Here is a 20,071-nt window from a genome sequence, read left to right as displayed (position 1 = left end):
TGAAGCTGGTGGACGACAAAGGATGCGCGCTAGAGCGCGAGCAGCTCCTTGGTCGTAATGGTGAGTAGCTCGGGTCCGCCGTCCGCCTCGGGGCGCACGACGAGCGTGTCATCGATCCGGACACCGCCCCGGCCCGGGAGGTGGACCCCCGGTTCGACGGTGACCGGCACACAAGCGTCCAGTTTACCCATGGCTGTCGGTGCCAGCTGCGGGTCCTCGTCGATTTCGAGCCCTACCCCGTGCCCGGTCCATGCCTGGAGGCCCTCCGTGTGACCCGCCGATTCCAGCAGATGACGGGCCGCGTGGTCCACGTCACGGTAGGCGGCACCGGGCACGAGAGCCTCCCGCCCGGCCCGCTGAGCGGCGAAAACAAGGTCGTACAGCTCGATCTGCCATGCGGCGGGAGCGGTCCCGATGACGAACGTCCGACCGATCTCGCACCGGTAGCCGCGATAGTTCGCACCCAGGCAGACGGAGAGAAAATCGCCTTCCTCCACCCTCCGGTCCGAGGGCCTGTGACGCCCCTGGCCGGAATTGGGGCCGGTTCCGACGGAAGTGGAGAAGGCGGGGCCGTCCGCTCCGTGGTCCACCAGGCGGCGCTCCAGCTCCAGGGCGAGGTGCCGCTCGGTGCGGCCCACCAGGATGGATTCGAGGAGCTCTCCGAGGGCCTGGTCGGTGATCTCGGCGGCGATCCGCAGACAGGCGATCTCCTCCTCGTCCTTGACGACCCGCAGCTGCTCCACGGTGAAGCCGAGATCGGCCAGGCGGAGGCGGGGGGCGACGGAGCCCATGGCTCGGTGCCGGGCGACGGTGAGGTCGTGCTCCTCGACGGCGAGGGATTCCGCGTCGAGGGAGAGAGCCAGATCCGCGGCGGCGACGACGGGGTCCCCGTCGGGCGCGGGCAGCACCGTCAGCCGCAGTTGTTCGTCGGGGCGCCCGTGGGCGGGATCGCCCGTCGGGGCACGGGGGCAGAGCAGGACGTCCTGTCCGGGGCCGAGCAGCAGCACGGCGCCGGGCGGGGCCCCGCCCGCGAGATAGCGGACGTTGGCGGGGCGGGAGACCAGGGCCGCAGCGGATCCGGCGGCGGCGTACCGGTCGCGGAGCAGCCCGCGTCGGACGGCGTACACCTCTGACATGTTCCGAGCCTACGAGCGCGGGCGGCGGGCCGCCCGGTCAGCGCATCCGACCGGGGCGCGGCACCCGCGGCTACCAGGTGGGCGGGCTGGCTATGGAGCGGGCGAGCACGTCGTCCAGGACCCTGGCGGTGGTCTCGACGTCGTACGTGGAGTTGTCGATGATCGGCAGGCCGGAGCCGTACCAGCCGGCCATCCGGCCGTGGATCCGGGCGACTTCCTCGTCGGACAGGCGCCGGTTGCCGCTGCGGGCCGCGTTGCGCTCCAGGACGACCTCCAGGCCGGGCAGGAGGACGACGGGCAGCAGGCCGGGGCCGACATGGCGCTTCCAGCCCCCCAGGCCGACGACGGGCCGGTCAGGGAAGACCGCGTCGTCGAGGATGCACGAGATGCCGTTGGCCAGGAAGTTACGGGCGGCGAAGCCGCAGGTGCGGCGTGCCAGCCGGTACTGCGCCTCGGAGTGGTCGTTCCAACCGGCCTGCGGGTCGGCGAAACCCGAGCAGACCCATTCGCGGACGTCGTCGAGGGAGACATGCGCGGTCGGGACGCGTCGGCGGCCCGCCCAGAGCTTGGCGACCGTCGTCTTGCCGGCCCCCGCCGGGCCGATCAGCAGCACGGCCAGGGTCGCGGTGCCGGTGCCCGCCTCGGCGGGCGGCGCGGGCAGCGGAACGGGCCCGCCCGGTGGGAGCTGGATGTGCCCGGTGGTCTCCCGCGAGGGAGGGGAAGGGGCGTGCTGGGGTGCGGGGCCGGTCCAGCCCTGCCCCTGGGGGGCGGGAGGTATCGGCGGCGGCCCCGGCGGACCGGGGTGCTGGGCCTCCTGCGTCCACGGCCCGTTTCCGGGACCGTGGGGCGGCGGCAGCGGGGCCCCCACTGCGTGCTGCATCCGGTGCCACTCCGTCTCGTGCAGGCAACTGGCGCTGGTCGACGGCAACCGTACCTTCCTGGGCCGCCACCGAGTGAACGGCCCAGGGAGGCACGAAGTGCCCGTTGACAGTCCGTCAGGCCGTCAACTCGTCGGACAGGGCGCGCAGGGCGAGTCGGTAGGAGCCGATACCGAATCCGGCCACGGTGCCGGTGGCCACCGGGGCGACCACCGAGGTGTGGCGGAATTCCTCCCGTGCGTACGGATTCGAGATGTGCACCTCGATCAGCGGAGCGGTGCGCTGAGCGGCCGCGTCGCGCATGCCGTACGAGTAGTGGGTGAAAGCGCCCGGGTTGAGAACGACCGGAATCGATCCGTCGGCTGCCTCGTGGAGCCAGCGGATCAGTTCGCCCTCGTCATTGGTCTCGCGGACGTCGACGTCGAAGCCGAGCTCCTTGCCGACGGTACGGCAGGTGTCGACCAGACCCGCGTACGACGTCGCCCCGTACACGTCGGGCTCGCGGGAGCCGAGCCGTCCGAGATTCGGGCCGTTGAGCACGAGGACCCTGCGGGTGGTCATGCGGAGACCTCCCCGTAGGCGGCGAGGAGGACCGCCGGGTCGGGTCCCTCGAGCACGGTGGGCTTCCCGATGCCGTCCAGGACGATGAAGCGCAGCAGATCGCCGCGCGACTTCTTGTCGACCTTCATGTTCTCCAGGAGCTTGGGCCACTGGTCGCCGCGGTAGGTGAGCGGCAGTCCGACGGACTCCAGGACGGCGCGGTGCCGGTCGGCGGTGGCGTCGTCGAGGCGTCCGGCGAGCCGGCCCAGTTCGGCGGCGAAGACCATGCCGATCGAGACGGCGGCGCCGTGGCGCCACTTGTAGCGCTCGTTCTTCTCGATGGCGTGGGCCAGGGTGTGCCCGTAGTTGAGGATTTCCCGGAGTCCGGACTCCTTGAGGTCGCTGGAGACGACCTCGGCCTTGACCCGGATGGAACGCTCGATCAGCTCGGCGGTGTGCGGTCCGGCGGGCGTGCGGGCGCCCTGCGGGTCGGCCTCGACGAGGTCGAGGATGACCGGGTCGGCGATGAAGCCGGCCTTGATGATCTCGGCCATGCCGGAGACGTAGTCGTTGACCGGCAGCGAGTCGAGCGCGGCGAGGTCGCAGAGCACTCCGGCGGGCGGGTGGAAGGCGCCGACGAGGTTCTTGCCCTCGGCGGTGTTGATACCGGTCTTGCCGCCGACGGCCGCGTCGACCATCGCGAGCACCGTCGTCGGCACGGCGATCCAGCGGACCCCGCGCAGCCAGGTGGCGGCGACGAAGCCCGCCACGTCGGTGGTGGCGCCACCGCCGACACCGACGATGACGTCCGTGCGGGTGAAGCCGGTCTGGCCGAGCGCCTTCCAGCAGTAGGCCGCGACCTCGACGGTCTTGGCCTCCTCGGCGTTCGGCAGCTGGATCGCGATGGCCTCGTAGCCCTGGTCGGCCAGGTCCTGGCGGACCGCCTCACCGGTCTCGGCGAGCGCTTCGGGGTGCAGGACGGCGACCCTCCTGGCGCGGTCGCCGATGAGGTTCGCCAGCTCGCCGAGGAGCTGGCGGCCGACGAGCACCTCGTACGGGTCGGTACCCGCCGTGCCGGCGATCTGGATGCGCGTGGTGCCCTGCTCGGTCATACGTGTGTTCTCCCGGCCGGACAGCGGGGACTCGCCCGTGCGCTCCGGCAGTTCCAGTGCGTCGAGGACCGCCTGGGCGACCTCTTCGGGGGTGCGTTCATCAGTGGCGACGACGGAGCGGGCCACCTCTTCGTAGAGATGGCGCCTGGCCTCCATCAGCTCGCGCCACTGCCGTCGCGGGTTGACGGCGAGCAGGGGCCGGGCGGTGTTCAGCCCGACCCGTTTGACGGCCTCGTCCACGTCCATCGACAGGTAGACGACGGGGTGGCCTGCGAGCAGCTCACGCGTCGTCCCGTCGAGCACCGTTCCGCCGCCGAGGGAGAGGACGCCCCGGTGCTGGGCCATGGCGTCCCGCACCGCCTGCCGTTCCAGCGCCCGGAAGTGCTCCTCGCCCTCGTCGAAGAAGATCTCGGAGATCGCCTTGCCCGCCGTGGCCACGACATCCGCGTCGGTGTCCCGGTAGGTCGTGCCGAGGCGCTCGGCGAGCAGCTCGCCCACCGTGGACTTGCCGACCCCCATGGGGCCGACGAGGACGATCAGCGGGCCGCTCACCGGATCTGCATGTGGGAGAGGTACGACTGCACGTTGCGGTGGGTCTCCGCGACGCTGTCGCCGCCGAACTTCTCCGCGACCGCGTCGGCCAGGACCAGTGCGACCATCGCCTCGGCGACGATCCCGGCGGCCGGGACGGCACAGACGTCGGAGCGCTGGTGGTGGGCCTGGGCCGCCTCACCGGTGACGACGTCGATGGTGGCGAGCGCGCGGGGCACCGTGGCGATCGGCTTCATCGCGGCCCGGACCCGCAGCAGCTCACCCGTGGTCAGGCCGCCCTCGGTGCCGCCGGAACGGCCGGAGGTGCGCCTGATCCCGTCCGCGGTGGCCACGATCTCGTCGTGCGCCTTGGAGCCCGGTACCCGGGCCAGGTCGAAGCCGTCGCCGACCTCGACGCCCTTGATGGCCTGGATGCCCATCAGAGCGGCGGCGAGCCGGGCGTCGAGCCGACGGTCCCAGTGCACGTGCGAACCGAGACCGACGGGCACGCCGTACGCGAGCACCTCGACGACTCCGCCGAGGGTGTCGCCGTCCTTGTGGGCCTGGTCGATCTCCGCGACCATCGCCTTCGACGCGTCGGCGTCCAGGCAGCGCACGGGGTCGGCGTCGAGCCGCTCGACATCGGACGGCTTGGGGCAGACGCCGTAGGGCGCCTTGGCCGCGGCCAGCTCGACGACGTGGGAGACGATCTCGATGCCCGCGGTCTCCTTGAGGTAGGAGCGGGCGACGGCGCCGAGGGCGACACGGGCCGCGGTCTCCCGGGCGCTGGCGCGCTCCAGGATCGGCCGGGCCTCGTCGAAGCCGTACTTCTGCATCCCGGCGAGGTCGGCGTGACCGGGCCGGGGCCGGGTCAGCGGGGCGTTACGGGCCTGCGCGGCCAGTACGTCGGGGTCGACCGGGTCGGCCGACATGACCTGCTCCCACTTGGGCCACTCGGTGTTGCCCACCATCACGGCGACGGGCGAACCCATGGTCAGACCGTGCCGGACGCCGCCGAGGAAGGTGACCTCGTCCTTCTCGAACTTCATCCGAGCGCCGCGCCCGTAACCGAGCCGTCGCCGGGCGAGCGCGTCCGCCACCATCTCCGTGGTGACCGGGATGCCGGCGGGAAGACCCTCCAGCGTCGCCACCAGTGCGGGGCCGTGCGACTCTCCCGCGGTCAGCCAGCGCAACCTGCTCAACGGTGCTCCTCATGCTCGCGCCTGAAAACTGCAACGGCGCGACCGGGTGCGCGGCCCTGGCCCGCCACCCCGATCCTCCCACGCCCGGGGGCGCGAACCACCCGCCGGTCCAGCAGACGGACCGTTCCGGCGCCCGACGCGGTCCCGCGCGCGGGACGAAGGGTCCCGACGTGCACGTCGCTTCGCGCGGCGTCAGTGCTCGCGCGCCGCGAGGGCTTCCTCGCCCGCCGCGCGCATCGCGGCCAGCGGGCCGGGGCTTCGTCCGGTCATCTGCTCCACCTGGAGGACGGCCTGATGGACGAGAAGATCGAGACCCGCGACCACGGTCCCTTCCGCTGCTGACCAGCGGGCGGCGAGCGCGGTCGGCCACGGCTCGTAGAGCACGTCGAACAGGGTGCCCGGGGCAGCCGGTACCGCGTCCGCCAGAGCGTCCGTGGTGCCGGCGGGGGTGGTGGCGATCACCAGCGGGGCCCGCAGCGCCTGCTCCGCCGACGCCCAGTCGGCGACCCGGACATCGACGCCGAGGCGGTCGCCCCAGCCGCGCATCTCGTCTCCGCGTTCCCTGCTGCGGACGTAGACGGTGACCGGTCCGGTACAGATCGCGGCGAGTGCGGCGACGGCCGAGGACGCGGTCGCTCCGGCGCCGAGTACGGCGGCGGACTCCACCTTCTCGACTCCGCGTTCGTGCAGTGCAGCGATCATTCCGGGGATGTCGGTGTTGTCGCCGACCCGACGGCCGTCCTCGGTGAACACGACGGTGTTGACCGCCTCGACCGAGGCTGCGGTCTCACTGATCTCGTCGAGCAGCGGAATGATCGCCCGCTTGAGCGGCATCGTCAGGGAAAGTCCGGCCCAGGAGGAGTCCAGGCCCTCGACGAAGCCCGCAAGCCCGGCCTCGTCCACGTCGAAGCGGTCGTACGACCATGTATCGAGGCCGAGTTCCGCGTACGCGGCCCGGTGCAGGGCCGGGGAGAGCGAATGGGCGATCGGCGAGCCGAGGACGGCCGCGCGGCGGCGTCCGTCAGTCGAGGCCATGCTGTTCCTTGAACTTGTCATTGAGCTTTTCGTGCTCAGCAACCGTCTTGGTGAAGTCGGTCTTCTTGCCGTCGAGCGAAATGAAGAACATCCAGCCGTCGGCCGTCGGATTGAGCGTGGCCCTGATCGCTTCCTCGCCCGGATTGCTGATCGGTCCGGGGGTCAGGCCGGCGTGGAAATAGGTGTTGTACGGATCGTCGTTGCTCCGGATCTCACCGAGATCGATCTTGATCTTGCTCTGCTTCTTCAGGTAATTGAACGCGGAGTCGAACTCGAGCTTCCGATTCGTGATCGTGTTGTCCGGCTTCAGGCGGTTGTAGACAACCTCCGCCATCTTGCGGAAGTCATCGTGCGTGAGGCCCTCCGCCTGGACGAGGCTGGCCACCGTGAGCACCTGCCACGGGCCGTCCAGGTTGTACTTCTTGGCCGCCGCTTCGAGGTCGAGCTTCTTGTATTCCGCGTTCGCCCGATCGACCATCTTCTTCAGGACGACCTCAGGCTTCGTCCCCTGGGAGACCGGATAGGCGGCCGGGTAGAGGAATCCTTCCAGCGGATCCTTGAGGACCGGGCCGTCCTCCACCCAGTCGGGCAGTCCGAAGCTTCCCGCCTTGGTCTTGGCGACGCCCGCCGTCGTGCCCGCCTTGATCTTCAGCTTCGTGTCGATCAACTGGTAGATGGCAGCGTTCCGCCATCCCTCCGGAATCACCAGAGCATTCTTGCTCGTCGGGGACAGCATGAGATCCACTGCACTGTCCCCGGACATCTCCTTCTTCAGGAGATAAACACCGGCCTGAATGGACTTCCCCTTGGGATTCCCGTTCTGGGCCGAAATGAAGGCGTCGGCCGACTTCACGACGCCCGCCTTCTTCAGAATGTTCGCGATCTCCGCCCCGAGAGCGCCTTCCGGGATCTCCACCTCGACCTCGCCCGAACCGCTGCCCGCGAAATCGGGGGCCTCGCCGAACTGACTCTTGTAGTACGAGTAGCCGAAGTAGGTGGCTCCGCCGAGGCCGCCCACGAGGATCAGGGAGACGACCAGGCAGGCGCAGCCGCTGCGGCTCTTCTTCTTGCCTTTGCCCCGGCGGGGCTCGCGCGGCTCGTCGTCGTAGTCGTCACCGTCCCGGGAGTCGCGGGGGTTCCGGGAATCGCGGCCCTCGTCGGGCTCGTCCGCACCCGTGAAGAAAGGATGCGTCTCCTCCTGAGGCTCATCCGGATCCCAGTCCGGGTTCTGCCGCTGAGGCTGCTGAGGCTCGGGCGCCTGCTCGCGGCGGCCCGGGGGCTGCGGCGGGGGGTAGGCCTCGGCCGTGCCGTAGTAGTCGGCCTGCTCGCCGTAGCCGCCCGGGGCGTTGCCGTACGGCGGCTGGGGCTGCGGCTCGTACGGCATCGCGGCGTGCTGGCCCGTGTCCCAGCCGCCGTTGTACTGGGGCTGCTGGGGCTGCTGGGGCTGCTGGGGCTGCTGCTGGGCGTACGGGTCCTGCGGGTAGCCCTGCTGGGGGTGCTGCTGGGCATACGGGTCCTGCTGGTGCGCGTACGGGGCCTGCTGCTGGGTATAAGGGTCCTGCGGGTAGCCCTGCTGGGGCTGCTGCTGGGCATACGGGTCCTGCGCATAGGGCTGCTGCTGGCTGTCGTACTGGCCCTGGCCGTGGGCAGCCTGTCGGCCGCCTTCCCACCCCTGGTCCCCGTACAAGGGGTCCTCGGGGTGCCACGGTTCGGAGCCGGGGCCCCGGCCATACTCAGTCATCGATCCCCTTGAGCCGCGAGACGACGTTCCGTCTCTTCGCTTCGCTGTGCGGTGTTTGTTCGAACACCGACGCATCGCGCGGAACGTTACCGTATCGCGATCAGACAACCACTTCGACGCCCTCGCCGGGAGCCTGCCCCGAGGCCCGTTCGGACTCCAGAGCGTTCTGAAGGATCACCACAGCGGCAGCCTGGTCGATGACAGACCGGCCCTTCTTGGACTTCACGCCCGAAGCACGGAGCCCCTGAGTGGCCGTCACTGTGGTCATCCTCTCGTCCACCAATCGCACCGGAATGGGTGCGACCGAGCGGGCGAACACCTGGGCGAAGGCCCGGACCTTCGCCGCGGCGGGACCTTCGCCACCGCCCAGTGAGCGGGGCAGACCGACGATGACCTCGATCGGCTCGTACTCCTCGACGATCTGGCCGAGCCGCCGGTGGGCGGCCGGGACGTCGCGTCCCGGCACGGTCTCCACCGGCGTGGCGAGGATCCCGTCGGGGTCGCACGAGGCGACCCCGATACGGGCGTCACCGACGTCGATGGCGAGTCGACGTCCACGGCGCATCTGCGTCATCTCCGGTGTCACGCCGTCTCGGTGACGAGGCGTTCGACAGCGGCGACGGCGTCACCGATGGCGTCCGGGTTCTGGCCGCCGCCCTGCGCGACGTCCGGCTTGCCGCCGCCACCGCCACCGAGGGTCTTGGCGGCGGTACGGACCAGGTCACCGGCCTTGAGGCCGCGTTCGCGTGCGGCCTCGTTGGTGGCGATCACGGTCAGCGGGCGTCCGTTGGCCGTGGCGAACAGGGCCACGACGGCCGGCCGGCCGCCCTGGATGCGTCCACGCACGTCCAGGACGAGCTTGCGCAGGTCGTCGGCCGAGGTGCCGTCCGGGACCTGTCCGGTGACCAGGGCGACGCCCCGGACGTCCTTGGCCGAGTCGACCAGCCCGGCGGCGGCCGCCAGGACCTTCTCCGCGCGGAACTTCTCGATCTCCTTCTCGGCGTCCTTCAGCTTGCCGAGCATGCCGGCGATCTTCTCCGGGAGCTCCTCGGACCGGCCCTTGACCAGTTCCTGGAGCTGGGCGACGACCGTGTGCTCCTTGGCGAGGAAGTTGTACGCGTCGACACCGACCAGGGCCTCGATACGGCGCACACCGGAACCGATCGACGACTCGCCGAGGAGCTTCACCAGGCCCAGCTGGGAGGTGTTGTGGACGTGCGTGCCGCCGCACAGCTCCTTGGAGAAGTCGCCGATGGTGACGACCCGGACCCGCTCGCCGTACTTCTCGCCGAACTCGGCGATGGCGCCCTGCTTCTTGGCCTCGTCGATCGACATGACGTCGGCCTGGACGTCGAGCTCCCGTGAGAGGACCTCGTTGATCCTCTGCTCGACGTCGGTGAGGACCGTGCCGGGTACGGCGGCGGGCGAGCCGAAGTCGAAGCGGAAGCGGCCGGGCGAGTTCTCCGAACCGGCCTGGGCGGCCGTCGGGCCGAGGGCGTCGCGCAGCGCCTGGTGCGTGAGGTGCGTGGCGCTGTGGGCGCGGGCGATGGCGCGGCGGCGCGTGTTGTCGATGGCGGCGTACACGGAGGCACCGACCGTCACCTCACCGACCTGGACGACGCCCTTGTGCACGTGGACGCCGGGGACCGGCTTCTGTACGTCGCGGACCTCGATGACGGCGCCGGTGTCGAGCCGGATCCGTCCCTGGTCGGCGATCTGGCCGCCGCCCTCGGCGTAGAACGGGGTGCGGTCCAGGACGACCTCGACCTCGTCGCCCTCGGTGGCGGCCGGCGAGGGGACACCGTCGACGAGGAGACCGACGATCGTCGACTCGCCCTCGATGGAGGTGTAGCCGGTGAACTCGGTGGCGCCGGACCTGTCGGCGACCTCGCGGTAGGCGGACAGGTCGGCGTGACCGGTCTTCTTGGCGCGGGCGTCGGCCTTGGCCTTGTCCCGCTGCTCCTGCATCAGGCGGCGGAAGCCCTCCTCGTCGACGGAGAGGCCCTGTTCTGCGGCCATCTCCAGCGTGAGGTCGATCGGGAAGCCCCAGGTGTCGTGGAGCAGGAACGCCTTGTCGCCGGCGAGGACCTGGCCGCCGGCGGCCTTGGTCTCCGTGACGGCGGTCTCGAGGATGTTCGTGCCGCCCTTGAGGGCCTTGAGGAAGGCGGCTTCCTCGGACAGGGCGACGGTCTCGATGCGCTTGCGGTCGGTGATGAGCTCCGGGTACTGCTCGCCCATCGTGTCGATCACGACGTCGACCAGGTCGCGGGCGACCGGTCCGGTGGCGCCCATGAGCCGCATGTTGCGGATGGCGCGGCGCATGATGCGGCGCAGCACGTAGCCGCGGCCCTCGTTGCCGGGAGTGACGCCGTCGCCGATGAGCATCACCGACGTGCGGATGTGGTCGGCGACGACGCGCAGGGAGACGTCCGAGCCCTGCTCGGCTCCGTAGCGCACGCCGGTGAGCTCGGTGGCCTTGTCCATGACGACGCGCAGGGTGTCGGTCTCGTACATGTTCTGTACGCCCTGAAGGATCATGGCGAGGCGCTCGAGGCCGAGACCGGTGTCGATGTTCTGCGACGGCAGGTCGCCGAGGATCGGGAAGTCCTCCTTGCCGTCGCCGGCACCCCGCTCGTACTGCATGAAGACCAGGTTCCAGATCTCCACGTAGCGCTCGTCGTTGACGGCGGGGCCGCCCTCGACGCCGAACTCCGGGCCGCGGTCGTAGTTGATCTCGGAGCACGGGCCGCAGGGACCGGGGACGCCCATGGACCAGAAGTTGTCCTTCTTGCCCAGGCGCTGGATGCGCTCGGCCGGAACGCCGATCTTCTCGCGCCAGATCTGCTCGGCCTCGTCGTCGTCCAGGTAGACGGTGATCCACAGACGCTCGGGGTCGAGGCCGAAGCCGCCGTCCTCGACGGAGTTGGTCAGGGCCTCCCAGGCGTACTGGATGGCCCCTTCCTTGAAGTAGTCCCCGAAGGAGAAGTTGCCGCACATCTGGAAGAACGTGCCGTGCCGGGTGGTCTTGCCGACCTCTTCGATGTCCGGCGTACGGACGCACTTCTGGACGCTGGTGACGCGCGGGGCGGGCGGCTTGACCTCGCCGAGGAAGTACGGCTTGAAGGGGACCATGCCCGCGGGGACCAGCAGCAGAGTCGGGTCGTCCGCGATGAGCGACGCCGAAGGCACGACGGTGTGACCGCGCTCCTCGAAGAAGCTCAGCCAGCGGCGGCGAATTTCAGCCGACTCCATTAGTGGTCCTCATTCCGGTTGTTCGAGTTGTAGGGGAGCTTGCGGTGGGTGGCGTCGCGGCCCGGGTCGGCCGCTTCGACTGCGTAATGGGCGCGTACCGGGAGTTCGGGGTCGACAGGTGCGTCGAGGCCCAGCGCCCCGCCCAGTTCGGCCTCGCGCCGGACCATGCCCTCGCGCACGTCGAGAGCGAAGTCCTTCAGCCTGTGACCCGCCTCGATCGCCTTGTTCGCGGCCTGGGCCGCGAGGCTCTCGGGAGTCAGCTGCCTGATCTTGCGGTTGACCTTGGTGGTGGCCCAGACGCCGGCGGCTGCGCCGGCGGTGAACCAGAACGTACGGCGGAACATCGCTGCGTCAGTCCTTCTGTCCACGGGAGCTGCGGCCGCTCCGCTTCCTGCTGCGGGCGGACGGCACGGTACGGCCGACGATCACGGTGCGGCGGGAGGTCCGGGGGGCCGGCTCCGGTTCCGGAGCGGTCCGGCGGCCGAGCGCCTGGCGTACCCCGTAGCCGAACGCGGCGACCTTCACGAGCGGCCCGCCGAACGTCGAAGCGACGGTGGTGGAGAGCGCGGAGGCGTTGGAGGTGACCTCCTGCACGTCGCTCGCGATGGCGTCGACCTTGTCGAGCTGGGTCTGCGCGGAGCGCAGGGTCGCGGAGGCGTCGGCGAGCAGCGGAACCGCCTGCTCGGTCACGTCCGCCACCAGCTCGGTGGTCGCCCTGAGCGTCTGGGCCAGCCTCACCAGCACCACGGCGAGGAACGAAACCAGGATCGCCCAGAAGACGGCCACCAGGATCCCGGCCACCTCTCCACCGGACACAGTGCACCGCTCCCTGCTCGTCGATTGCCCCGGCCGGGGCTTGTCTCTGCCTGTCTCGGGTCGGCCGGTGTGTGCTGCCACCACAGCCGGTCCTCGTCCCTCGACCCTATCGCGCCGGGCGTCAGGCCCTGTACCGCATTACGGGCGGGCGGGGCGAGCGCGGAGGCGGGGAGATTGTACGGAGAGCTTATGTGCCAGTACTCTGCGTGTTTCATGCGACGCCCTCAGCGCCCCTCCCCCGCACCCGACGACGCCGAACCCTCGCCCGCCGCCGTCCACGGAAACCTCCCTGCCGAACTGAACACATTCGTGGGACGCGAGGACGAGCTGGCCCGGCTGGGGCTGCTGCTGGACGAGTCCAGGCTGGTCACGGTCGCCGGGGTGGCCGGGGTCGGCAAGACCCGTTGTGCCGTCCGGATCGCGGCACTCACGGAGAAACGGTACTGCGACGGGGTGTGGATCGCCGAGCTGTCGGCCATCCACGATCCGGCGCTGCTCGAGCACGCGTTGGTCGACGCCCTGGGCCTCACCGATCACACCAAGAGGCCGCCACGCACCACGCTGGTGGAGCACTGCGCCGAGCGTCAACTTCTGCTCGTGATCGACGGCTTCGAACATCTCATCGATTCATGTGCCGAGCTGGTGGGCGAACTGCTGCGCAGGGCACCGCGGCTGCAGATCCTCGCCGCCGGACGCCGTCCCCTGCGCGTGGACGGCGAGGTCACCTTCGCGCTGGCGCCGATGGCGGACGAGGACGCCCTGGAGCTCTTCACCCACCGGGCCCGGGCCGTACAGCCGGGGTTCCGGCTGACGGCCGACAACCAGGAGTCCGCACGTGAGCTGTGCCGGCGCCTCGACGGAATCCCGCTCGCGCTCGAACTGGCCGCCGGGCGGCTGCGGGCCCTGTCCGTGGAGCAGGTCCTCCAGCGGCTGGACGACCGCTTCCGGCTGCTGACCGGCGGCAGCCGGAGCGCGTTGCCCCGCCATCAGACCCTGCGTACGGCCATCGGCTGGAGCCACGAACTGTGCGCCCCGGAACAGCGCCTGTTGTGGGCGCGGCTTTCGGTGTTCGCCGGGCAGTTCGACCTGGAGGCCGTCGAGTACATCTGCAGCGGTCCCGACCTGCCGGTGGACTCGGTGCTCGACGTTCTGGACGAGCTGCTCGCGCAGTCCGTCGTACTGCGGGAGGACTCGCCGGTGGGCAGTCGGTACCGGCTGCTGGACACCGTGCGGGAGTACGGCGCCGAGTGGCTGGGCGCGACCGGCGACACCGAACGGCTGCGCCGCAGGCACCGGGACTGGTTCCTGGGGCTCGCCACCTGGTGCGAGCTCGACTGGTTCAGCCCCCGGCAGGCCGCGGCGGCCGCCCGCATCGACAGCGAGCTGCCCAATCTGCGCCGGGCGATGGAGTGCTCGATGGAGAGCCCCGACGAGGTCCACCTCGCCCAGTACCTGGCGGGCACCCTCTGGTTCTACTGGGCGGGCTGCGGCCGGCTCTCGGAGGGGCGCCACTGGCTGGACCACGTCCTGGAGGAGGAGTCGCCCTACGATCCGTCGCGGCTGAAGGCCCTGTGGGTGCTGGGTTATGTGGCGGTGCTGCAGGGCGACGCGATCGGCGCGGTCTCGGCCCTGCAGGAGTGCCGGGAGGAGGGCGAGCGCTCGGGGGACGCCTCCGCGGTGGCCTACGCGGTGCACCGCACCGGCTGCCTGGCGATCGTCACGGACGATCTGGTCCGCGCCGAGGAGCTGCTGCGCGAGGCCCTGGCGCGCTACCGGGAGATCGGTGAGCTCAACAGCAATGTACTGATGGCCCAGATCGAGCTGGCGATGGCCGTGGCCTTCGGCGGGGACCTGGACGGGGCGGCGGAGATCTGTGACGAGGTCCGCGAGATCTGCGAGGACCACGGGGAGCGCTGGGCTCTTGCCTACGCTCTGTACGTACTGGCCTATGCGGCTCTGCAGCGGGGGCGCACGACGCGGGCGCGGCAGATGCTCGGCGAAGCACTGTCCATCGCGCACACGTTCCACGACCTGCTCGGCACGGTCCTCTCGTTGGAGCTGATGGCCCTGCTGACCGCCGTCGAGGGCGACGCCGCGGAGGCCGCCGTCCTGCAGGGCGCCGCGGACCGGGTCTGGCCCTCGGTGGGCCTTCCCCTGTTCGGCTCGGCGTACTACGGCAGGCCGCGCGCCGACTGCGAGGCACGGGCCCGCAACGTGCTCGGCGATGTGCGGTACGAGGCGGAGCGGCGCACGGGAAGCCGGCTGGACACGACGGCCGCGGTGGCGCGGGCGCTCGGCGAGGTGGCCCACGTCCGTCCGGGCGGGGAGGGGACACGCGGTGTGGCGGCGCCCGGGGAAACGCGAAGGCCCGCCGCCTCCCGGACAACAGGGAGGGGCGGGCCCGAGCTGTGAGGTAGCTACGCCTGGATCAGCGGGCGTAGTACTCGACGACGAGCTGCTCGTCGCAGATGACCGGAATTTCCTTGCGGTTCGGGTCACGGTCCAGGCGGAAGGCCAGGGCCTTCAGGTTCACCTGGAGGTAGCGCGGGGTCTCACCGTCGGTGTCGTAACCACCCTCGCGGGCCACCTGGAAGGGGACCTTGGCGCGGCTGCGCTCGCGGACCTGCACGACGTCGTCGGGGCGCACGCGGAAGGACGGCTTGTCGACCTTGCCACCGTTGACCTCGATGTGGCCGTGGACGACCATCTGGCGGGCCTGGTAGATGGTGCGGGCGATGCCCGAACGCAGGACCAGGGCGTCGAGGCGGCGCTCGAGCTCGACGACCAGCGCCTCGCCCGTCTTGCCTTCGGCCTTCTTGGCGCGGTCGTAGGCACGCGCCATCTGGCGCTCGCTGATGTCGTACTGCGCGCGGAGACGCTGCTTCTCGAGCAGACGGACCTTGTAGTCCGAGTTCTGCTTGCGGCCACGGCCGTGCTCGCCCGGCGGGTAGGGGCGGGCTTCGAAGTACTTGACAGCCTTCGGCGTCAGGGCGATGCCGAGGGCACGCGACTTCTTGACCTTGGGACGCGACTGGTTAGGCACGTTCTCCAGACCTCCGTTGTAGGTTAAGTTAGGTAAGGCTTACCTTACTCAAGGAGATCGCATGTCTCGCCCTGGGAACACCACTCACGTCACGGACAGCACAGACAGCGGCAGCACACCAGAAGGTGCTGCTACGACGGAAGGCCGATCTGATCGTGGTCAGCCGCGTCCCAGCGGGCTTGAAAACACTCGGATGCCGTCAGCAGCCGAGCGCACACGTTCTCTCGTACAGAGTACCTGCTCCGCGGCACTGCTCGTACCGGGGCTGGATGTGATCCCTCCCGACCTCCTGGTACCGGACTCCAGGTACATCGGCCCCGACGGGGATCTGTTCCTCCGGTTCCCAGCCGACTCACCGGTCGTGCGGGCCGCGACACACGCCCAGGGTGACGAGCTCACCGCCGTACTGGAGATCACCGACGTCGCACCGGTCTCGGTCCCGCACCGGATCCGCGGCCGAGCCCGGATCGCCGGCTGGCTGACCCGGCCACCGGGCCTGGCCGAGCCCGGCCGGATGATGCTCAGGCTGGAGGTCGGGGAGGCGGCCATCGACGACCTGTGGGGCGCGGAGGACATCGAGCCCGAGGCGTTGCGCGACGCGGACGCCGATCCGCTCGTCAGCCACGAGGCCGAGCTGCTCCAGCATCTGCACGCGGCCCACGGCGAGCAGATGGAGACCTTGTCCACGCTGCTCGGCGAACGGACCGCGGACACCCGCTCGGCTCGGCGGACCGCCGCCGTCCCGGTCGCGCTCGACCGCTTCGGTCTCCGGGTCCGGTTCGTCGAGGACGGCGGGGACTGCTTCGACGCACGATTCGAGTTCCCGGACCCCGTCCGCGATGTCAGCGAGCTGCGCCGCGCCATGTACACGCTCTTCGAGGCGGCTTCCTGCTGAACCGCCCCGGAGTCACCGCATCGGGCCGCTCACGGTCAGGACGACGCGGTGCCCGGTTCGCCGCGGCCGAGCCGCTCACGGACCCGGTCCGCCACGTCCGCGTACCGCGCCTCCGCGCCGTAGCGCGTGGGTTCGTAGTAGCGCTTGCCGCGGACCGCCTCCGGGGCGTACTCCTGTGCGGCGATCCCGCCGGGGACGTCGTGGGGGTAGACATAGCCCTGGGCGTGGCCCAGCTTGGCGGCACCCTTGTAGTGACCGTCGCGCAGATGGGCGGGAACCGGGCCTGCGAGGCCTCTGCGCACATCCTCCTGCGCCGCCGAGATCGCCAGGGTGGCCGCGTTGGACTTCGGGGCGAGCGCCAGCGCGATCGTGGCGTGGCTGAGGGTGAGCGCAGCCTCCGGAAAGCCGATCATGGCTACCGCCTGGGCCGCTGCCACCGCGGTGGGCAGCGCTGTCGGATCGGCGAGCCCGATGTCCTCACTCGCGGAGATCATCAGCCTCCGGGCGATGAACCGGGGGTCCTCCCCCGCCTCGATCATCCGGGCGAGGTAGTGCAGGGCGGCATCCACGTCGGAGCCGCGGATGGACTTGATCAGGGCACTCGCCACGTCGTAGTGCTGGTCGCCGTCACGGTCGTACTTCACGGCGGCCCGGTCGACGGTCTCCTCGAGCGTCGTGAGCGTGATCTCCGGCTCGTGCTTGGCGAGGGCCGCTCCGGCCGCCGCCTCCAGAGCGGTCAGGGCGCGCCGGGCGTCACCGCCCGCGATCCGCAGCAGATGCGCCTCCGCGTCGTCGGTCAGGGTGACGGCTCCGCCCAGCCCCCGCTCATCGGACAGGGCCCGGCGCAGGAGGGCGCGCAGATCCTCGTCGGTGAGGGGCTCCAGGGTCAGCAGCAGGGAGCGCGACAGCAGCGGGGAGATGATCGAGAAGTACGGATTCTCCGTGGTGGCGGCGATCAGGGTCACCCAGCGGTTCTCCACGGCGGGGAGCAGGGAGTCCTGCTGCGCCTTGGAGAAGCGGTGGATCTCGTCGAGGAAGAGGACCGTCTCCTTGCCGAAGCCCCCGGTGGCGCGGCGCGCGCCCTCGATGACGGCCCGGACCTCCTTGACGCCCGCGGTGATCGCGGAGAGCTCGACGAAGCGCTTGTTGGTGGCCTTGCTGACCACGTACGCCAGGGTCGTCTTGCCGGTGCCCGGCGGCCCCCAGAGGATCACCGAGGAGGGGCCTGCCGGTCCCCCGCTCCCTTCGCCGACGAGCCGGCGCAGGGGCGAGCCCTGCTTGAGCAGATGCTGCTGGCCCACGACCTCGTCGAGCGTACGAGGACGCATCCGGACAGCGAGGGGGCTGCTGGACGGGTCCTTCTCCTGGCGGTCTTCGGCTGCTGCGGTAAAGAGGTCGGGCTCCACGCTCCGAAGCCTATGTCACCCCACTGACAGGACCGCCGGCTGCGTCAGCTGGTCCAGAAGTCCCACCAGCGGGTCAGGATCAGCATGCCGATGATTCCGATCCAGAGCACCGGCGGCACCCAGTGGAATTCGGTGAGGGTGTTCCGCAGCCAGGCGGGGGCGGGCAGGATGCCGTGCTTGATGTTGTGCGTGGTGACGTAGCAGAACATGAAGATCGTGGCGACCCAGGCCAGGCAGCACCACAGGCAGAGCGAGTTGATGTTGTAGAGCGACTGGTACTGGAGCCAGGTGCAGAATCCGACGCCGAACAGCGTGCCCGCGTTCAGGCCGAGCCAGTACCAGCTGCGGAAGCGCGCGCCGGCCAGGAGCGCCATGCCGATGCCGATGACCACCGAGTAGGTGGCGATTCCGAGCATCGGGTTGGGGAAGCCGAACGCCGCCGCCTGCTCGCTCTTCATGATGTTGCCGCAGGCGACGACCGGGTTCAGGCTGCAGCCCGGGGTGAAGCTGGGGTCCTCGAGCAGCTTGAACTTGTCGATCGTGATCACCCAGGCGGCGAGCAGCCCGGCCGCGCCGGTGATCACCAGCAGCAGCGCGAGCGCGCGACTGCCGCCGAAGGTCTTCGCGCCGTCGTCCTCGTCCTGCCGGGAGGAGGGGTGGTCTACCGCTGCCATCGTCATATCGCCGTTCCATCACTGAGTAGCCAGCCGGGCTTGGTCATTGTGCCGCACAGCCGGCACGGCCAACCGTTCGATGAACATAAAGGTGTGCCCGGACAGGGCCCGGAATGCGGGGCCGCGGGAGGTCCTCCACGGCATGACGGATCGGGCGGTCGACGTGTGCGGGCTGCACAGGCGACACGGGGTGGCCGACCGCCGCGGACGGCGTCCACCTGCGGATCCGTGCCGGACAGGTGCTCGGGCTCCCACGGGCCGCACGGTGCGGGGAAGAGCACCCGCGTCGAGATCCTGTGAGGTCGCCGCGGCCGCGACGGTCCGTGTGCCCGGGGCCGATCCGGCCACCGCCGGCCGCCGGCGGCGCTCCCGGATCGGCGACGTCCGGCAGGATGAATCGGCTCCCGCCGAGTTGACGGTGCGGGAGACAGCCCGGCGGACCCCTCCTGGGCCTGCCCGCCGTCCGGCGGCACAGCCGGCGCCGAACGCGCCTGTGCCCGCCCGGGAGAACCGGGCGGGCACGGGCGAACTCGGCCGATCAGGCCAGCCTGGTCCGCACCTCGGCCACGAGCGCGTGAAGCGCCACCGCCTGCTGCTCGCCCGACTCCATGTCCTTGAGCTGGACCGTGCCCTCGGCGAGGTCGCGCTCACCGGCCACGATCGTCAAGCGGGCGCCGGAGCGGTTCGCGCTCTTCATCGCACCCTTCAGGCCCCGGCCGCCGAACGCGAAGTCGGTGGCGACACCCGCCCGGCGCAACTCGGTGACCAGGCCGAAGAGCACCCGACGGGCCTCCTCGCCGAGCGGTACCGCATACACGCTGGTGGTGGGGGGGACGGCGAGCTCGATGCCCTCCGCCTCCAGTGCGAGCACCGTACGGTCCACGCCGAGCGCCCAGCCGACGGACGGCAGCGCGGGGCCGCCGATCATCTCGGACAGTCCGTCGTAGCGGCCGCCGCCGCCCACCGCGGACTGGGAGCCCAGACCGTCGTGGACGAACTCGAAGGTCGTGCGCGTGTAGTAGTCGAGGCCTCGGACCAGTTTCTCGTCGTCCTCGTACACGACTCCGGCCGCCGTCAGCAGATCGCGGACCTCCTCGTGGTACGCCTTGCAGGCGTCGCACAGGTAGTCGCGCAGCTTGGGTGCGCCGGTCAGCTGCTTCTGCACGTCGGGCCGCTTGTCGTCGAGGACCCGGAGCGGGTTGATCTCGATGCGCCGGCGGGTCTCCTCATCCAGGTCGAGGTCGCGCAGGAAGGTCTGGAGCGACTCCCGGTAGACGGGACGGCACTCCTTGTCGCCCAGCGAGTTCAGCAGGATCCGGAACTGCGCGAGGCCCAGCGAGCGGTACGCCTGGTCGGCCAGGATGATCAGCTCGGCGTCCAGCGCCGGGTCCTCGGTGCCGATGGCTTCCGCGCCGACCTGCGAGAAGTGCCTGTAACGGCCCTTCTGCGGGCGCTCGTAGCGGTAGTACGAGCCGGAATACCAGAGCTTGACGGGGAGGTTGCCGGCCTTGTGCAGGTTGGCCTCCAGCGCGGCACGCAGCACGGAGGCGGTGCCCTCGGGGCGCAGCGCGAGCTTGTCGCCGCCCTTGGTCTCGAAGGCGTACATCTCCTTGGACACGATGTCGGTGGACTCACCGACCCCGCGCGCGAACAGGGCGACGTCCTCGAATCCAGGCGTCTCGATGTAGCCGTAGCCGGAGTTCTTCAGGGGTGCGGAGATCGCCGCGCGCACCGCGAGGTACTTCGCGGAGTCCGGCGGGATCAGGTCGTACGTGCCCTTGGGGGCCTGGAAGGTACTCACAGGAATTTC

17 protein-coding genes are annotated in these 20,071 nt (G+C 70.4%); 2 read left to right on the top strand and 15 right to left on the bottom strand.

Annotation, left to right across the window (positions count from 1 at the left end):
* Positions 1-29: 29 nt before the first annotated feature.
* The 11 genes from OG844_RS39500 to OG844_RS39450 form a co-directional block, all read right to left on the bottom strand.
* Positions 30-1,136 (bottom strand): M24 family metallopeptidase, encoded by a 1,107-nt coding sequence (locus OG844_RS39500; RefSeq protein ID WP_406388624.1) that lies wholly within the window; start codon positions 1,134-1,136, stop codon positions 30-32.
* A gap of 70 nt (positions 1,137-1,206) precedes the next feature.
* A complete protein-coding gene (locus OG844_RS39495; RefSeq protein ID WP_406388625.1) occupies positions 1,207-2,016 on the bottom strand; it encodes a Pro-rich N-terminal domain-containing protein in 810 nt (269 codons plus the stop codon).
* A 115-nt stretch (positions 2,017-2,131) separates the two neighbouring features.
* The gene (gene aroQ / locus OG844_RS39490) at positions 2,132-2,575 is read right to left on the bottom strand and encodes a type II 3-dehydroquinate dehydratase (protein ID WP_351172557.1); all 444 of its coding nucleotides are present in this window, start codon (positions 2,573-2,575) and stop codon (positions 2,132-2,134) included.
* Positions 2,572-4,218, bottom strand: coding sequence for a 3-dehydroquinate synthase (gene aroB, locus OG844_RS39485; protein WP_406388626.1), 1,647 nt, complete (start codon positions 4,216-4,218; stop codon positions 2,572-2,574). The genes aroQ and aroB overlap by 4 nt, the downstream gene beginning before the upstream one ends.
* The gene (gene aroC, locus OG844_RS39480) at positions 4,215-5,399 is read right to left on the bottom strand and encodes a chorismate synthase (protein WP_406388627.1); all 1,185 of its coding nucleotides are present in this window, start codon (positions 5,397-5,399) and stop codon (positions 4,215-4,217) included. Before aroC ends, aroB begins: the two co-directional genes overlap by 4 nt.
* Before the next feature lie 192 nt (positions 5,400-5,591).
* Positions 5,592-6,434, bottom strand: a complete 843-nt coding sequence (locus tag OG844_RS39475; protein ID WP_406388629.1) for a shikimate dehydrogenase — start codon at positions 6,432-6,434, stop codon at positions 5,592-5,594.
* A complete protein-coding gene (gene mltG / locus OG844_RS39470; protein ID WP_406388630.1) occupies positions 6,421-8,175 on the bottom strand; it encodes an endolytic transglycosylase MltG in 1,755 nt (584 codons plus the stop codon). The genes OG844_RS39475 and mltG overlap by 14 nt, the downstream gene beginning before the upstream one ends.
* A gap of 100 nt (positions 8,176-8,275) precedes the next feature.
* Positions 8,276-8,749, bottom strand: coding sequence for a Holliday junction resolvase RuvX (gene ruvX / locus OG844_RS39465; RefSeq protein ID WP_356416382.1), 474 nt, complete (start codon positions 8,747-8,749; stop codon positions 8,276-8,278).
* A gap of 8 nt (positions 8,750-8,757) precedes the next feature.
* The gene (gene alaS / locus OG844_RS39460) at positions 8,758-11,427 is read right to left on the bottom strand and encodes an alanine--tRNA ligase (protein WP_406388632.1); all 2,670 of its coding nucleotides are present in this window, start codon (positions 11,425-11,427) and stop codon (positions 8,758-8,760) included.
* Positions 11,427-11,771 carry a DUF6167 family protein gene (locus tag OG844_RS39455; RefSeq protein ID WP_406388634.1) on the bottom strand — a complete coding sequence of 115 codons (345 nt, stop codon included), beginning with the start codon at positions 11,769-11,771 and terminating at the stop codon, positions 11,427-11,429. The genes alaS and OG844_RS39455 overlap by 1 nt, the downstream gene beginning before the upstream one ends.
* A gap of 7 nt (positions 11,772-11,778) precedes the next feature.
* The gene (locus OG844_RS39450; RefSeq protein WP_406396016.1) at positions 11,779-12,228 is read right to left on the bottom strand and encodes a DUF948 domain-containing protein; all 450 of its coding nucleotides are present in this window, start codon (positions 12,226-12,228) and stop codon (positions 11,779-11,781) included.
* Between the two features lie 228 nt (positions 12,229-12,456).
* Between OG844_RS39450 and OG844_RS39445 the strand changes: the two genes are divergently transcribed.
* Positions 12,457-14,655 (top strand): ATP-binding protein, encoded by a 2,199-nt coding sequence (locus OG844_RS39445; RefSeq protein WP_406388636.1) that lies wholly within the window; start codon positions 12,457-12,459, stop codon positions 14,653-14,655.
* 16 nt (positions 14,656-14,671) lie between these two features.
* On the opposite strand, the gene rpsD is transcribed toward OG844_RS39445, so the two are convergent.
* Positions 14,672-15,286 carry a 30S ribosomal protein S4 gene (gene rpsD, locus OG844_RS39440; protein ID WP_073729460.1) on the bottom strand — a complete coding sequence of 205 codons (615 nt, stop codon included), beginning with the start codon at positions 15,284-15,286 and terminating at the stop codon, positions 14,672-14,674.
* 193 nt (positions 15,287-15,479) lie between these two features.
* Between rpsD and OG844_RS39435 the strand changes: the two genes are divergently transcribed.
* Positions 15,480-16,181 (top strand): DUF2470 domain-containing protein, encoded by a 702-nt coding sequence (locus OG844_RS39435; protein WP_406388638.1) that lies wholly within the window; start codon positions 15,480-15,482, stop codon positions 16,179-16,181.
* Between the two features lie 35 nt (positions 16,182-16,216).
* Here the strand turns inward: OG844_RS39435 and OG844_RS39430 are convergent, their stop codons facing one another.
* The 3 genes from OG844_RS39430 to hisS form a co-directional block, all read right to left on the bottom strand.
* Positions 16,217-17,587: a replication-associated recombination protein A gene (locus tag OG844_RS39430; RefSeq protein WP_406388640.1), complete on the bottom strand. Its 1,371-nt coding sequence runs from the start codon at positions 17,585-17,587 to the stop codon at positions 16,217-16,219.
* A 44-nt stretch (positions 17,588-17,631) separates the two neighbouring features.
* Positions 17,632-18,267 carry a vitamin K epoxide reductase family protein gene (locus OG844_RS39425; protein WP_406388642.1) on the bottom strand — a complete coding sequence of 212 codons (636 nt, stop codon included), beginning with the start codon at positions 18,265-18,267 and terminating at the stop codon, positions 17,632-17,634.
* Between the two features lie 532 nt (positions 18,268-18,799).
* Entirely contained in the window at positions 18,800-20,062 is a 1,263-nt protein-coding gene (gene hisS, locus OG844_RS39420; RefSeq protein ID WP_406388644.1) for a histidine--tRNA ligase, read from the bottom strand.
* Positions 20,063-20,071 lie beyond the last annotated feature (9 nt).

The organism is Streptomyces sp. NBC_00887, from assembly GCF_045207585.1.
This window is presented reverse-complemented; position numbering and strand designations above follow the sequence as displayed.